The organism is Streptosporangium sp. 'caverna', assembly GCF_003203775.1.
GTDB classification, from domain to species: domain Bacteria; phylum Actinomycetota; class Actinomycetes; order Streptosporangiales; family Streptosporangiaceae; genus Streptosporangium; species Streptosporangium subroseum.
Genome location: NZ_CP029711.1, coordinates 3,723,780 through 3,738,150 on the forward strand (window position 1 = coordinate 3,723,780; position 14,371 = coordinate 3,738,150).

Below are 14,371 nucleotides of genomic sequence, written 5' to 3' on the forward strand. Positions count from 1 at the left end.
TCTCGTCAATCGGGCATGACCAGCTTTCTGGCCTGCGCCGGGTCATCGGCGCCCAGGGCCACGCGGGCATTGTCACGGCACCGCGCCAGGGAGTGGGCGGCGAGACTGTCTCGCACCGGGGCGATGCTCGGCGCGGACATCGACAGGCTGGTCACCCCGAGCCCGACCAGAACGGTGGCCAGGAGAGGGTCGGCCGCCGCCTCGCCGCACACGCCGACGGGCTTGCCCGCCGCCTGCCCGGCCGCGGCGCAGTCCGAGATCAGCTGGAGCAGCGCCGCCTGCCAGGGGTCGAGCAGGTCGGCGAGCTCGCCGTGCTGGCGGTCGGAGGCGAAGGTGTACTGGCTGAGGTCGTTGGTGCCGATGCTCAGGAAGTCGAGCTCGTTCAGCAGGCGTCGGGCACGCAGGGCGGCGGCCGGAACCTCCACCATCGCCCCGACGTGCGTGATCCCCCGGGCGCGGGCCCGGCCGGCGAAGTCCGCCGCCTCGCCCACCGTGGTCACCATGGGCGCCATGACCCACGGCTGGGCGCCGGCCGCGCGGGCCGCCTCGGCGATGGCGTCGAGCTGCGTGTCGAGCACCTCGGGCCGGACCCGGGACACCCGCAGCCCCCGTATGCCGAGGGCCGGATTGGGCTCCTCGGGCAGGCCCAGGAAGGGCAGCGGCTTGTCCGTTCCCGCGTCGAGGGTACGGATCACGACGTGCCCGCCCGGCGCGGCCCGGAAGACCGCCTCGTAGGCGGCGACCTGCTCCTCGTAGCCCGGCGCCTCCCTGCGGTCCAGGAAGAGGAACTCCGTCCGGAAGAGCCCGACCCCCTCTGCGTCCACGCCCGCAGGGCCCTCGCCGGACGGTGATCCGGTCACGTCGGGCCCGAGGTCGGCCGCGGAGCCAATGTTGAGCAGCAGCTTGACCGGGTGGTCGTCGGAGGTCCGGCCCGGGCCGCGGCTCGTGGCGGAACGCCGGCGGTCGGCGGACGCCTGCCGCTGGATCTCCGCCGCGGCCTCCTCGCCGATCCCGGTCTCCACCTCGCCCCTGGCGCCGTCGACCGACACCCACGTCCCGTCGCCGACGCCGATCACTCCCCGGCAGGCGACCACGGCGGGCAGGCCGCGGGCGCGGGCGAGGATCGCGGTGTGGCTGGTCGGACCGCCCTTCTCGGTGAGCAGGGCCAGGACGACGGAGGGGTCGAGGTTGACGGTGTCGGCGGGGGCGAGGTCCTCCGCCACCAGGATGAACGGGTGCCCGGGATCGGGGACGCCCGGCATGGGAAGGCCCAGCACCACGGCGACCGCCCGGTTGCGGATGTCGTCGAGGTCGGCGGCGCGCTCGGCGAAGTAGCCGCCCGCCTCCAGCAGCGCCCGCCGGTGATGGGCGCAGGCGGCGTCGATCGCGTGCGCGGCGTCCATCCCCGCCCCGACGCCCTCCTCGACGGACTCGTGCAGGCCGGGGTCGTCGGCGATGAAGGACTGCGCCTCCAGGATTTCCCTGGAGGTGGTGTCGGGGGCCTTCTCCGCTCGTGCCGCCAGCTCGGCGGACGTCGCCCGCAGGGCGCTCAGCGCCTCGCTCAGCGCCGACTCGGCGTCGACGGCCTGGACGGGAGCCGACAGCAGCGGCGGTCCGGCCATCCGGTAGACCCGCCCGGCGGCGCGACCCGGGCTGACGCCCAGGCCGCGTAACGTCTCAGCCATCGACGGTTTCCTCGGCGTCCAGGTCGCGGGAGAGCAGCTCGGCGAGGGAGGCCAGCGCCTCGTCGGCACCCGGCCCCTCCGCGTTGAGCGTGACCTCGGTGCCCCGCACGGCACCCAGCGCCAGTACGGCGAGCATGCTGTTGGCCGGTACGGACTTGCCGTCCCCGACGCGGATGCGGATCGGGATCCCCTGCTTGGCCGCGGCCTGCACGAAGATCTTCGCGGGCCGGGCGTGAAGGCCCGAGCTCGAGGCGATGACCACTGTCCTCTCCGGCATCTCCGGTTCTCCTTCTGAGAGTTCTGGCGAGAATGACGATTTTTCGAAAGGCGCGGGGATCTGTGAGTCTCCGCGGATCCCCTGGAGTCCGTGGGTCCCGAGAACCCCTGAGGATTCCGTCTGTTCCAGATGTCCGGATGCCCTGGTGTATCCGCGGATCCCGGAGGCCCCGCCGGCCCTGCGACCGGCGGGAGTCCTCGGGGCGTCTCCGCGAGCGGGCTCAGGGTTCGACGGTGACCTTGATCGCCTCGCCCCTGCTGACGATGTCGAGCCCCTCCAGAACCTCCGAGAGCGGGATCCGGTGGGTGATCAGGTCGGAGACCGGGACCGCACCGTCGGCGATGAGCCGCAGGGCCTGGGCGTTGTGCGCCGGGCTCGACCCGTTGGCGCCGACGATGGTCAGCTCCCGGTAGTGGACCAGGTTGGAGTCGCAGTTGATGATCGGGTTGTCCTTGGGCAGACCGCCGAAGAAGCTGATCCGTCCCTGGCGAGCCGCCATCTGCAGCGCCTGCTCCTGGGCGGCACCGGAGGCGGCGGCCGTGATGACCACGTCGGCGCCCCTGCCCTCGGTCAGCTTGAGGATCTGCTCGACGACGTCCTCACCGTGTACGGCGGCGTCCGGCCTGACCAGTCCGGCGGCCATCTCCAGCCGCTCGGCGTTGATGTCGACCAGGAAGACGCGTGCCGCGCCCCGCGAGCGGGCCAGCCGTACGTGAAGGCAGCCGATCGGGCCCGAGCCCATGATCACCACGTCGTCGCCCTCGCCGACGCGCGCCAGTTCCTGACCGTTGAGCACGCACGCGAGAGGCTCGGCGACCGACGCCTCGGCGAAGCCGACCCCGTCGGGGATGCGGTTGAGCCCGTCCACCGCCAGGACCTTGGCAGGGACGACCATGTACTCGGCGAAACCGCCGTCGTAGTGGTATCCCATCGACTCCTGGTTCGGGCAGACGGTCATCCTGCCCCGCAGGCACTCGGCGCATTTCCCGCAGGGGATCGCCGCGATCACCTGCACCCGGTCGCCCGGCGCCCATCCGTCGACGTCGACGGCCTCGACCACCTCACCGGCGATCTCGTGTCCCATGACACGGGGCGGCCTGATGTGATGGTGGCCGTGCTTGAGGATCTTGACGTCGGTGCCGCAGGTCGAGCAGTTGCGGACGCGGATCTTGACTTCACCCGGCCCGGCGATGGGTTCGGCCGCCTCCTCGACGCGGATGTCGCCGGGGGCGTGGAAACGGGCCACCTTCACTGTGATTCGTCCTCTTCGTTTATGTTGGATTGCAGCAGCCGGACCACCTCGGCGACCTCTGTCGCCTCACGAAGGGCCTGCGCCTGGTCGGGTTCCATGAGGATTTCGGCGAGCTGGGCGAGCAGTGCCACGTGGCCGTTGCCCCGGGCGGCGATGCCGATGCACACCGTCACCCGGTCGCCGTCCCAGTCGACGCCGTCGGGGAAGCGCACGACGCTGATGGCGTCGTGCCGTACCGCCTCCTTGGCGGCCAGGGTGCCGTGCGGGATGGCGACGCCCTCGCCCACGTAGGTCGAGATCGAACGCTCGCGTTCGATCATGGTGTCGATGTAGGCCTCCTCCACCGCGCCGACGGCGAGCAGGGCCTCACCGCACTGCCGGATCGCGTCGTCGCGGCCGTCTGCCGAGGCGTTCAGCCGGATGGCGCGCGGATCGAGAGGGAGAGGCGCCGTCTCAGGCATCGACGGTCCCGCCGTTTTTGATCGTGTTGACCAGCTTGGTCACCGCCGGATCCCCGATGAAGAGCTGGAAGGAGATCAGCACCTTGTCCGGGGCGGTCACCTTCGCACGGGCGGCCAGTCCGGCGTGGCAGACCACCACGTCGGCGTCGGCCGGGATCGAGTTGACCGGGGTGTGCTCCACCTGGATCTGCTGGCCCTTGAGCTGCTTGCGGAGCTGGCTGGCGAGCATCACGCTGCTGCCCATGCCCGCGTCGCAGGCCACGATGATCTTGTGAATGTCCTTGCTGTCGATGCTGGCCATGATCAGGCCTCCTTGACGACGGTTGAGGTTTCCGGTTCGGTGCTGGTTTCGCCAGTCTCGCCAGTCTCCTCGGCCTCGTCGTCGGCGCCCCGGCCGAAGCCCAGGAGCGCGGAGGCGACGGCGAAGGAGACGACCGTGGCGGCGAGGATGCCGGCGAGGACGCCGAACCAGCCACCCTTGGGAGTCACCGCGATATAGGCGAAGATGCTGCCCGGCGACGGTGTGGCCACCAGTCCGGCGCCGGTCACGATGAAGACGAGGACACCCGCGGCACCGCCGGCGATCACGGCGAGGATCAGCCGGGGCTTCATGAGCACGTACGGGAAGTAGATCTCGTGGATGCCGCCGAGGAAGTGGATGATGATCGCGGCGGGGGTGCTGGGGCGCAGCAGGCGAGGCCCGAAGAACATGAAGGCCAGGAGCAGGCCCAGACCGGGGCCGGGGTTCGACTCCAGCATGAACAGAACCGACTTGCCCTGCTTAACGGCCTCGGCCACACCGAGCGGCCCGAGCACGCCGTGGTTGATGGCGTTGTTGAGGAACAGCACCTTGGCGGGCTCGATCAGGATCGAGGCCAGCGGCAGCAGGTTGTGGCCCACCAGCCAGGCGACCACGTCGCCGGCCCAGTCGGTGACGACCTCGACCACCGGGCCGATGGCCTTGAGCCCCACCAGCGCCATGCCGCCGCCGACGATGCCGGCGGTGAAGTTGTCCACCAGCATCTCGAAGCCGGCCTTGGTCCGGTCCTGGATGAAGCCGTCGACCAGCTTGAGGATGTAGGCCGCGAGCGGCCCGATGATCATCGCGCCGAGGAACATCGGGATGTCGGCCCCGACGACGACGCCCATGGTGGCCACGGCGCCGACCACGGCACCGCGCTGGCCGTGGACCATGCGCCCGCCGGTGTAGCCGATCAGGATGGGCAGCAGCGTCTTGATGATGGGGTCGACCAGCTTGGCGAAGTCCTCGTTGGGCAGCCAGCCGGTGGGGATGAAGAGAGCGGTGATCAGTCCCCAGGCGATGAACGCGCCGATGTTGGGCATGATCATTCCGGCGAGGTGACCGCCGAACCGCTGGATGGTCGCTCGTGCCCCGGTGCCTTGGACTGCGGGGGTGTATTCGGTCATGGATGCTGCTCCTTCCGGGGTGGCCGGCGCAGCGCCGGCCTGGGTGATGAAAGCGCCACTGTCAGCCCCCGGACCGCAGTGACAACGTTGGATCGGCCCTGGTCACACGGACGTGGTTGCGCCGGATGTCACCCGGCGAGGGCATTCGGCTGCCGGGCAGGCCCACCGCCGCGGTGGCCCAGGCCAGCGCCTCGACCAGCGCGGCCTCCCCCCGGGCCCCGGCGGCGAGGAATCCGGCGAGCATGGCGTCGCCGGCTCCCACGGTGCTGCGGGGCTCGGCCACCGGGCCCTCGCCGTACCAGATCTGGTCGTCCTGGAGCAGGACGGCGCCGTCGGCGCCGAGGCTGGCCAGGACGGTGCTCGCGCCCCGCGCCCGCAGGATCTCCGCGGCCTCGATCGCGTCGCCCAGTGACACGATGGTCAGGCCGGTCGCCTCGCTGAGCTCCTCCCTGTTCGGTTTGACCAGGGCGGGGGTCTCGGCCACCGCGGCCAGCAGGGCGGGCCCGCTGGTGTCGATCGCGACGTTGATCCCCGCGCCGCTGAAGCGGCGGCACAGATCGGCGTAGACGTCCAGGGGGACCCCGGGCGGGAGGCTGCCCGAGGCGACCACCCAGTCCGCCGAGGTCGCGGCGCTGAGGACGGCCTCGGCGACGGTGTCGAGCTCTTCCGCGGACAGGGCGGTGCCGGGCTCGTTGATTTTGGTGACCGTGCCGTCTGGCTCGGCCAGGGTGACGTTGGACCGGGTGGGTCCGGCGACCGGGACGGTGATCATGTCGATGCCCTCCGCCTGGAGCAGGCTCACCAGCCGCCGCCCCTCGTCGCCGCCGAAGGGGACGACCGCACACGAGCGGACCTGGTTGGCCAGCAGCGCGCGGGAGACGTTCACACCCTTGCCGCCCGGGTCGAGGTGGGCCGCCGCGGCGCGGATGACGGCGCCGCGGGTCAGCGATCCGATCTCTATCGTGCGGTCCAGACTGGGGTTGAGGGTCAGCGTGACGATCATGCGCGCACCACCTCGGGCCCCGCCGCGGCGATCTCGGCCGCGAGCGCGGAGTCGAGCCCCGTGTCGGTGATCACCACGTCGATCTCCGCCACCGTGGCGAAGCGCGCCAGATAGGTGTTGGTGAACTTCGTGTGGTCGGCGAGCAGCACGCTGCGCTCCGCCGCGCCGATCATCGCCCGCTTGATCGCGGCCTCGGCCGGATCCGGCGTCGTCAGCCCCTTGTCCACCGAGCACCCGTTGGCGGCCATGAAGGCGACGTCGACGTGCAGGTCGGAGAGGGGCCGCAGGGCCCAGTCGTCGACCGTGGCCAGCGTCCGCCCGCGCACCCTCCCGCCCAGCATGATCACGTTCAGATTGGCGCGCGCGGCCAGCACGGTCGCCAGGGGAGGGGAGTTCACGATGACGGTCAGTTCCCGGTCGATCGGCAGCGCCTGCGCCAGCCTGCCGGTCGTCGACCCGGCGTCGATGATGATCGCGCCGTCCTCCGGGAGCTCCGCGAGCGCCGCCTTGGCGATGCGCTCCTTCTCCGCCGTCAGCACCTCGTCGCGGGTGGCCAGCTCGGGCTCGAACCCCAGCCGCTCGACCGGGATCGCCCCGCCGTGCACGCGCCGCAACACCCCCAGGCGCTCCAGCGCGGTCAGGTCGCGGCGGATCGTCTCGGTGGTGACCTCGAACTCCTCCGCCAGCGTCGGCACATCCACTCGCCCGACGGACCGTGCGCGACGCAGGATCTCCTGTTGCCGCTCCTCGGCGTACATGCTGTTGATTCACCGCCGTTTCAGTGTTGTTTCATCTGTATTTACACCCGTGTATGTTGGATCGTCAACGGTCCGGCCCCTATCCGTTCGGTCACGGCTGGATACCGGTATTCGGTCGTGACCTGGGACGGATCCGGAGCCGGAAAAACAACCGGAAGGCGGAAGGGGATACGAAGATCACCCTTTATCCCCTCGACGCCGGGCGACGGCTGCTCGATGATGGAGTGTTTCGACCGGAGCGGCGGCGCCGCCGCACGCTCCGGGACACCGCAAGAGCAGACGGAGGCTGGCAAGGGATGACTGCGACCACTATCGCGACGCAGGGCCAGAACCTGGCCTTTCCCGATGGCTTCGTCTGGGGGGCCGCCACCGCCGCCTACCAGATCGAAGGAGCCGTGCACGAGGACGGCCGCGGCCCGTCGATCTGGGACACGTTCTCCCACGCGCCGGGCATGGTCGCCGACGGCCACACCGGTGACACGGCCTCCGACCACTATCACCGCTACAAGGACGACGTCCGCCTGATGCGCGAGCTCGGCCTGCGGGCCTACCGGTTCTCGGTCGCGTGGCCGCGCGTCCAGCCGAGCGGATCAGGCCCCGTCAACACGGCCGGCCTGGACTTCTACGAGCGGCTCGTGGACGAGCTGCTCGCGGCCGACGTCTCGCCGTACGTGACGCTCTACCACTGGGACCTTCCCCAGGTGCTGGAGGACCTCGGCGGCTGGACCAACCGGGACACCGCCTACCGGTTCGCCGACTACGCGCACGCCGTGCACGAGCGGCTCGGCGACCGGGTCGGCACGTGGATGACCGTCAACGAACCCTGGGTGGCGGCCTTCCTCGGATACGGCATCGGCGTGCACGCCCCGGGCCGCACCTCGCCGGAGGACGCCTTCCGTGCCTCCCACCACATGCTGCTCGCCCACGGGCTGGGCGCCCGGGCGCTGCGCGAGGCGGGCGCGCGGGAGATAGCCCTCACGCTGAACCTCGCCCCCGTGGTGACGCCCGGCCAGCTGAACGACCCCGAGCTCGTACTGTCCGCCGAGGACGCCGAGGCGGTGAACCGGGTCGACTGCCTGCTCAACCGGCAGTTCCTCGACCCCGCCCTGCGCGGGGAGTATCCCGACCCGGTGCTGGCGATCGTGGACCGCATCGCCGGCCTGGGCCACATCCACGACGGCGACCTCGAAGCCATCAGCCAGCCGATCGACCTGCTCGGGATCAACTACTACACCCCCTGCGTCGTACAGTCCGGGCCGGGCGAGTTGTCCAACCCGGCCTACCCGGGGACCGAGGACATCCTGTTCAGCGGCGCCTACGCCCCGACGACCGCCATGGGCTGGCCGATCGTCCCGATCGGCCTCTCCCAGCTGCTCGTACGGCTGACGCGGGACTACCCCGAGGTCGGCCTGCTCGTCACCGAGAACGGAGCCGCGTTCGACGACGTGGTGACGGGCGAGCGCGTGCACGACGCCGACAGGACCGCCTTCCTCGAAAGCCACCTGCGGGCCGCGCACGCCGCCATCGAAACCGGTACGGACCTCCGCGGATACCTCGTCTGGTCGCTGCTGGACAACTTCGAGTGGGCGGAGGGCTATCACCGGCGCTTCGGGATCGTGCACGTCGACTTCGGCACCCAGCGGCGGCTGCCCAAGGACAGCGCGCTATGGTATCGCGACGTGATCGAGCGGAACGGCCTGCGGAGAGAACGCGCGAAGCGCCCCACCCTCGAGGCCGTCGCCGCCCGGGCCGGAGTGTCGAGGTCGACCGTCTCCCGAGTGATCAACGGAGAGGGCACCGTCAGCGACGAGTTCCGTGCCATCGTCATGAACGCCGTCAACGAGCTCGGCTACGTCCCCAACTCGGCGGCCCGCAGCCTGGTGACCCAGCGCACGGACTCGATCGCGCTGATCATCTCCGACCCCGGCGGCGGGGCGTACGGTGACGACCCGCTGTTCTCGACGATGGTCCGGTCGGCGGGGCGCGCGCTGGAGGAAGCGGGCAAACACGTCACCCTCATGCTCACGGACTCGGCCACAAGCCGGCTCCGGGTGGAGCAGTACGTCGCCGCCGGGCACGTGGACGGCGTCATCCTCGTCTCGGCGCACGGCGCCGACCCCCTGCCGGGCGCGCTGGCCCGGATGGGCGTCCCGGTCGTGTCGCTGGGCAGGTCCTCGGTCTCGGCGGCCCTGCCGTACGTCGACGTCGACAACGTGGGCGGGGCCACGGCGGCGGTCACGCACCTGCTCCACCGGGGGCGGCGGAGGATCGCCACGATCTGCGGACCCGTGGACATGGTCGCCGCGCAGGACCGGCTCACGGGATATCGGGAGGCACTGCGCGGCACCGGGCATCGCTCGATCGTCGCCATCGGGGATCTCACCCGTGCGTCGGGCGCGGACGCGATGCGCCTGCTGCTGCGGGACGACCCGGCCCTGGACGCGGTCTTCGTGGCGGACGACCTGATGGCGATCGGCGCCCTGCACGCACTGCACGAGGCCGGGCGGCGCGTGCCGGAGGACGTCGCGGTCGTGGGCTTCGACGACCTCGAAGCGGTCTCCTACACCCTGCCGCCGCTCACCACCGTGCGCACCCTCCGGACTGATCAGGCGACGGCGGCGGTGCGCCTGCTCCTGCGCCAGATCGCCGGCGGCCCCGCCTCCTCGACGATCCTTCCCACAGAGCTGATCATCCGGCAGTCCACCTAGCGCACCTTCGCACGGGGTCAGTGGAGAGTCGCGGTCACCACGGCGTCGGGCTCCGTGCCCGCCTGGACGAGCACGCCCCCATCCGGCGCCCGACTCTTGATAAGTAAGACTTAGTAAGTTCTACTGAGTACATGGGACGTCGAACGCAGGAGCTCGGCCGCTTCACCGATGTGGCGCTGCTGGTGCTCATCAGCCTGGCCGAAGGCCAGAAACACGGCTACCGGATGATCCAGGACATCGAGGAGTTCTCGGGCACCTCGCTGGAGCCCGGCACGCTCTACGGCGCGCTGATGCGCCTGGAGGAGCGTGGCTGGATCGAGCCGGTCACCTCGGCCGAGCGGCGCAAGCCGTACCGGATCACCTCCGCGGGGAAGGACATGCTCACCGGGCAGCTCGCGACGCTGCGGCGGATCGAGCAGGAGGGTGCCAGGCGCACAGGAGTCGCCTGGGGGCTTGGATGATGCGCCTGCTCGCCGCGACGGTGTTGCGGCTCTACCCGAGAGCATGGCGCAGGCGCTACGCCGAGGAGGTCGGCGATCTGCTGGCCTCACGCCCGGTCCGCGCCCGCACGGTCACCGACCTCGCCCGAGGAGCGTTCGACGCCTGGATCAACCGTCGTCTGATCCCGGGAGGTTCCGCCATGCGCGTCCCCATCACCCCCATCGTCCTCACCGTCAGCACTTACGCGCTCCTCAACCTCTGGAATCCGGGCATCCGCCATGTGCCCAGCCTTCACGAGGCATGGAACGTCGCCATGGAGAGCAGCTCGACGGCGACCCTGGGGCTGGCCGCGGTCGCCACCTTCCTGTTCGCCGCCACTCCTGTCTTGGCGATGCTCTCCCTCGTGCCCCTGTTCTTATCCGCGACCACAAAAAGGGCCTTCATGGAGGGCAGGGGCCTCCTGGTGCTGACTCTGGCCGGGGCCTTCGCCATACCGATCTGGGGGTTCACGAGCATCTACTACGGCATGACCTTCTTCGACCTGGGTTTCCCCGTGGGCCCGCTCGGCAACGCGATGACCGGTGGGTTCTTCGCTCCCCTGATCATCGTCGTAGCGCTGGGTCTGCGCGGGGTCGCCGTCGTGGATCCGCTGCTCGACGCCGGCGTGCACCGGGCAGGCAGGCTGCTCAGCATCGCCGCCGCGCTCAACATGGTGGCCTGGGTACCGGTCCTGCTGCTGCTCACCCTCGGCGCCTCGGGTGCGTCCACCCGGTTCGTGGTGGCGGTGCTGGCGAGCGTCGTGTGCAGCGTCGGCATATCGGTCGTCATCATCCGCAGCTGCACGCGCCCAGAGCCCTCCCGGAATCTCGTCCGGGCCTGAACACGCACTCGCGGTCGCAAGACGGCGCGGGCGCTCGCGCCACGGGTGGCCGGTTCCTCAGCCCCGTGTCCCATTTCTGTCCGTCGATGCCCCTGACAAGATCTCCGCCGGCAGTATCGCCCCCGGTTATGGCCGACGATCGTCTGAGCCGCCGGCGGATAGGAGCCGGCGTCCCTCATCGACGTGTTGAGCGTTCTGGATGACGGCGCCCGCGCAGCAGCCGGCCGCCGAGTAGGACCGCGCAGGACCCGACGGTCAGCAGCCCGCCGGCGAGGAAGGTGCCCCGTACATCGGTGAGCGGCAGGACCAGCCCGCCAAGTGCGGCGCCCGCCGCGATGCCGGCGTTGTAGGCGCCGGAGTTCGCTGCGAGGGCCATGTCCGTGCGGCCCGGCGCGCAGTGCAGCATCGCGTTCTGCGTGGTCATGAACACCGGCCCGAGGGCACCGCCCATCAGTGTCAGGAACACCACCGCCGCCACCTGATGAGCGCCGAACGCGTACAGGCCGAGCATGCCCACCGCCTGCGTGGCCACGGCGGTGGCCAGCGCCGACTGCGGAAAGCGGTCCAAGAACCACCCGGTGATGCTTACCCCGGCCAGACACGCGACACCGAAAACCACGAACAGGACACTGACCGCGCTCGGGGAAAACCCGCTCACGTCCCCCAGGAACGTCACGATGTAGGTGTATCCCGTGAACGCCCCGGCGGCGGACAAGGCCCCGGCCGCCAGCACCGTCCCGAACCGCCGCACGTCGGGACTGCTCGCGTACGCGGCGGACTCCTCTTCCGGACGCGAAGTCGGCAGCAGAACGGAGATCGTCACCAGAGAGATGAGCCCCAGAGCCGCCAGCGTGGCGATGGGTACCTGCCAGTCACTCTGCTGGCCCAGCCAGGTCCCAGCGGGAACACCGAGCACGAGGGCGAGCGAACCGGCCACGGATAACGCCCCGACCACCCGTCCCCGGACCTCGGGTGCGAACAGGCCCACCGCGACCGGCCCCATCACGGCCCAGAACAGTGCCTGGGCGAGCGCGGTCAGCAGCCGCGCCACGAGGAGCAGCCCGTAGGAGGCGGCCAGCGCCGCAACAAGACTCGACACGACGAGCGCGGCCAGCAGCCCCGTGAGCACATAACGTCGGGGCACGGCCCGCACGACGTGGGCAAGTGGCACAGACGCGATGGCCACCGTCACACCGTAACCGGTAACCAGGAGACCAACCGTTGACAGGGACACCCGTAGGTCTTCGGAGATGAGCTCCAGGAGGCCGACCGGCAGGTTCTCCGCGGTGTTGAAGGTAAGGGCGGCCAGCATCAGGGCCCCGAGCACCGCCAGTCTGTGCCACGGAGCCGGTTGCCGCGCGATCGTACTTCCTGCTCCTGTCCTCGCGCGTTGTACCTGCTCCGTGGCACCGTCCATGCAGGTACCTCATCAGGCGCACCAGTTCCGCCGCAACCGGATTCATCCGCGGAACTCTCGCCACAGGCATCAGACCCGTCTCGAATTTGCATCTCCTGCGGTTCGCGACGGTTTGAAATTCAAGCAACCTCTGAACAGCGGCTAGCCGCCTTGCGGCCCGTTTTTGCCGTATTCCGGTGCTACCCGGTGAGCGGCGTCTCCCCGGTGCGGGCCCGGCGAGCTCGCGCGCTCGTCCGCTCCAGCTCGCCCGTGCTCGGCGGCAGCGAGGTTCTCGAGTTCGGGCAGCCGCTCGACGGCGCGCCCGTCGAAGGTGCCGGAGACGGAGGGATGCTCCGGCGCCAGGAACGCACCCACTCTGCCCCCTTCAGCGGCGGGGTCGGGCCGGCGCCCACGGCCCGGACAAGGCGGTGATCACCGCGGTTGAGGGCAATGGCTCGTTATCCGGCGCTCTGGCCGCCCGGTGGAGACCTTCCGGCGTCGGTAATCCTCGAGCTTGACGGGAAGCGCGGGCCTTTCTGCGGGAACGGGTAATCGATGGTGATCGGCCGGATTCCGGCGACCACTGCGGGATCAGCGCCACCAGTCGTCGAGCGGGGTGACCGGAACGGCCCGCTTGTGCCGGGTCGCGAGGTAGAGCGACTCCACCTTCGCCGCCACGTCCGGCGGGACGTCGATGCCTTCCAGATAGTCGTCGATCTGGGTGTATGTCAGGCCGAGCGCCACCTCGTCGGGCAGGGCGGGCCGGTCGTCCTCGAGGTCGGCGGTCGGCACCTTCTCCCAGACGCTCGGCGGTGCGCCCAGCTCCTGCAGCAGGACGGCGCCCTGGCGCTTGGTCAGTCCGGTCAGCGGGGTGATGTCGACACCGCCGTCGCCGTACTTGGTGAAGAAGCCGGTCACCGCCTCGGCCGCGTGGTCGGTGCCCACGACGAGCAGGCTCAGCTGCCCGGCGATCGAGAACTGGATCACCATGCGTTCGCGGGCCTTGATGTTGCCGCGCACGAAGTCCCGTAGCTGGGGCTCATCGCCCAGCAGCTCCCGCACGCCGAGCGCCGTCTCGGCGGCGACGGCGTCGGCGCCCGGCTTGACGTTCACCGCGATCGACCGGTCGGGCCGGATGAACCCCAGCGCGATCTGCGCGTCGTGCTCGTCGGCCTGCACGCCGTAGGGCAGCCGCACCGCGACGAAGGTGGCCTCGTGCCCCTCGGCGCGCAGCTCCTCGCTGGCGAGCTGGCACAACCTGCCGGTCAGCGTGCTGTCCTGGCCGCCGCTGACCCCGAGCACGTAACCCTTGGCCGGGATCGACCGCAGGTAGTCCTTGAGGAAGTCGACCCGCTGCCGGATTTCGACCTTGGGCACGATGGTCGGCTTGACGCCCAGCTCAGCGAGGATCTGCTCCCGTAGATTTGCCATCCAGGTACTGTACTGGCCGATATCGAACCGCGAGAAGGCGGCGTCGAGCGGAGCCTGCGGAGCGACCCGCCGGCGACGGGGGAGGGCGTCCCGCCGAGCTGAGCCGGCGGCTCGCAGGGGGTGTCTACCTGGTGGTGGACCAGCCGTGGATGCGCTTCAGGGCGAGGGCGACCTCGACGAACCGCTCGCCGTCCAGGATCGAGCCTTCGCGCCGGATGTCGTCCTCGTCGAGGGCGAAGACCCGGTCCAGGCGCAGGTAGGAGACGCGGTTCTCCTTGTCCCAGCGGCCGGGGCCGATCTCCAGCCACTCGTCCGGGTCGTCGCCGCCGCGGCTGGACAGCATCATCGCGAGCAGCTGGCGCTTGTGGCGGCCGACGACCAGCAGGGGCCGGTCCTTGCCCCGCTCCGGGTCCTCCTCGTAGGGGACCCAGGCCCAGACGATCTCGCCGGGGTCGGCGAGGCCGTCGAGATCGGGGGAGTAGCTGAGGGTCGCCGCCCGGTCTACGCGGTAGACCTCCCGGACTGCGCCACGGGTCGGCCTGGGGTCTTCGCCATGATCATTCACGGGGACAGCCTATGGGAGACCGTACATTTCGACCAAAGTCGTGCACTTCAACCGGCCGTACATTTTGACCAAGAGGTGGCCGTGCG

Annotated in this window: 15 protein-coding genes; 3 read left to right on the forward strand and 12 right to left on the reverse strand. The window is 70.4% G+C overall.

The window, feature by feature from the left end; all coding sequences use genetic code 11:
- Window positions 1-5: 5 nt before the first annotated feature.
- The 8 genes from ptsP to DKM19_RS16430 all read right to left on the reverse strand — a co-directional run bounded on the left by ptsP (window position 6) and on the right by DKM19_RS16430 (window position 6,864).
- Entirely contained in the window at window positions 6-1,685 is a 1,680-nt protein-coding gene (gene ptsP, locus DKM19_RS16395; protein WP_110696435.1) for a phosphoenolpyruvate--protein phosphotransferase, read from the reverse strand.
- Entirely contained in the window at window positions 1,678-1,962 is a 285-nt protein-coding gene (locus DKM19_RS16400) for an HPr family phosphocarrier protein (protein ID WP_110696436.1), read from the reverse strand. The genes ptsP and DKM19_RS16400 overlap by 8 nt, the downstream gene beginning before the upstream one ends.
- A 220-nt stretch (window positions 1,963-2,182) precedes the next feature.
- Entirely contained in the window at window positions 2,183-3,214 is a 1,032-nt protein-coding gene (locus tag DKM19_RS16405; RefSeq protein WP_089205602.1) for a zinc-dependent dehydrogenase, read from the reverse strand.
- Window positions 3,211-3,675 carry a PTS sugar transporter subunit IIA gene (locus tag DKM19_RS16410; RefSeq protein WP_110696437.1) on the reverse strand — a complete coding sequence of 155 codons (465 nt, stop codon included), beginning with the start codon at window positions 3,673-3,675 and terminating at the stop codon, window positions 3,211-3,213. The genes DKM19_RS16405 and DKM19_RS16410 overlap by 4 nt, the downstream gene beginning before the upstream one ends.
- Window positions 3,668-3,976 (reverse strand): PTS lactose transporter subunit IIB, encoded by a 309-nt coding sequence (locus DKM19_RS16415; RefSeq protein ID WP_089205604.1) that lies wholly within the window; start codon window positions 3,974-3,976, stop codon window positions 3,668-3,670. Before DKM19_RS16415 ends, DKM19_RS16410 begins: the two co-directional genes overlap by 8 nt.
- 2 nt (window positions 3,977-3,978) lie before the next feature.
- Complete coding sequence (gene mtlA / locus DKM19_RS16420; RefSeq protein WP_110696438.1) at window positions 3,979-5,103, reverse strand: PTS mannitol transporter subunit IICB; 1,125 nt, start codon at window positions 5,101-5,103, stop codon at window positions 3,979-3,981.
- A gap of 61 nt (window positions 5,104-5,164) precedes the next feature.
- A complete protein-coding gene (gene pfkB / locus DKM19_RS16425) occupies window positions 5,165-6,106 on the reverse strand; it encodes a 1-phosphofructokinase (RefSeq protein ID WP_110696439.1) in 942 nt (313 codons plus the stop codon).
- Window positions 6,103-6,864, reverse strand: a complete 762-nt coding sequence (locus DKM19_RS16430; RefSeq protein WP_110696440.1) for a DeoR/GlpR family DNA-binding transcription regulator — start codon at window positions 6,862-6,864, stop codon at window positions 6,103-6,105. The genes pfkB and DKM19_RS16430 overlap by 4 nt, the downstream gene beginning before the upstream one ends.
- Window positions 6,865-7,160: 296 nt before the next feature.
- On the opposite strand from DKM19_RS16430, the gene DKM19_RS52945 reads away from it, so the two are divergent.
- From DKM19_RS52945 to DKM19_RS16445, 3 genes are all read left to right on the forward strand, one after another.
- Window positions 7,161-9,572 (forward strand): GH1 family beta-glucosidase, encoded by a 2,412-nt coding sequence (locus tag DKM19_RS52945; RefSeq protein ID WP_110696441.1) that lies wholly within the window; start codon window positions 7,161-7,163, stop codon window positions 9,570-9,572.
- 131 nt (window positions 9,573-9,703) lie between these two features.
- The gene (locus DKM19_RS16440; RefSeq protein WP_110696442.1) at window positions 9,704-10,033 is read left to right on the forward strand and encodes a PadR family transcriptional regulator; all 330 of its coding nucleotides are present in this window, start codon (window positions 9,704-9,706) and stop codon (window positions 10,031-10,033) included.
- Window positions 10,030-10,893, forward strand: a complete 864-nt coding sequence (locus DKM19_RS16445; protein ID WP_110696443.1) for a hypothetical protein — start codon at window positions 10,030-10,032, stop codon at window positions 10,891-10,893. The genes DKM19_RS16440 and DKM19_RS16445 overlap by 4 nt, the downstream gene beginning before the upstream one ends.
- 175 nt (window positions 10,894-11,068) lie before the next feature.
- On the opposite strand, the gene DKM19_RS16450 is transcribed toward DKM19_RS16445, so the two are convergent.
- From DKM19_RS16450 to DKM19_RS16465, 4 genes are all read right to left on the reverse strand, one after another.
- Complete coding sequence (locus tag DKM19_RS16450; protein WP_239514281.1) at window positions 11,069-12,205, reverse strand: MFS transporter; 1,137 nt, start codon at window positions 12,203-12,205, stop codon at window positions 11,069-11,071.
- A 246-nt stretch (window positions 12,206-12,451) separates the two neighbouring features.
- Window positions 12,452-12,664 carry a hypothetical protein gene (locus DKM19_RS16455; RefSeq protein ID WP_110696445.1) on the reverse strand — a complete coding sequence of 71 codons (213 nt, stop codon included), beginning with the start codon at window positions 12,662-12,664 and terminating at the stop codon, window positions 12,452-12,454.
- 216 nt (window positions 12,665-12,880) lie between these two features.
- A complete protein-coding gene (gene nadE, locus DKM19_RS16460; RefSeq protein WP_110696446.1) occupies window positions 12,881-13,720 on the reverse strand; it encodes an ammonia-dependent NAD(+) synthetase in 840 nt (279 codons plus the stop codon).
- 124 nt (window positions 13,721-13,844) lie between these two features.
- Window positions 13,845-14,285: a type II toxin-antitoxin system PemK/MazF family toxin gene (locus DKM19_RS16465; protein ID WP_110696447.1), complete on the reverse strand. Its 441-nt coding sequence runs from the start codon at window positions 14,283-14,285 to the stop codon at window positions 13,845-13,847.
- Window positions 14,286-14,371 lie beyond the last annotated feature (86 nt).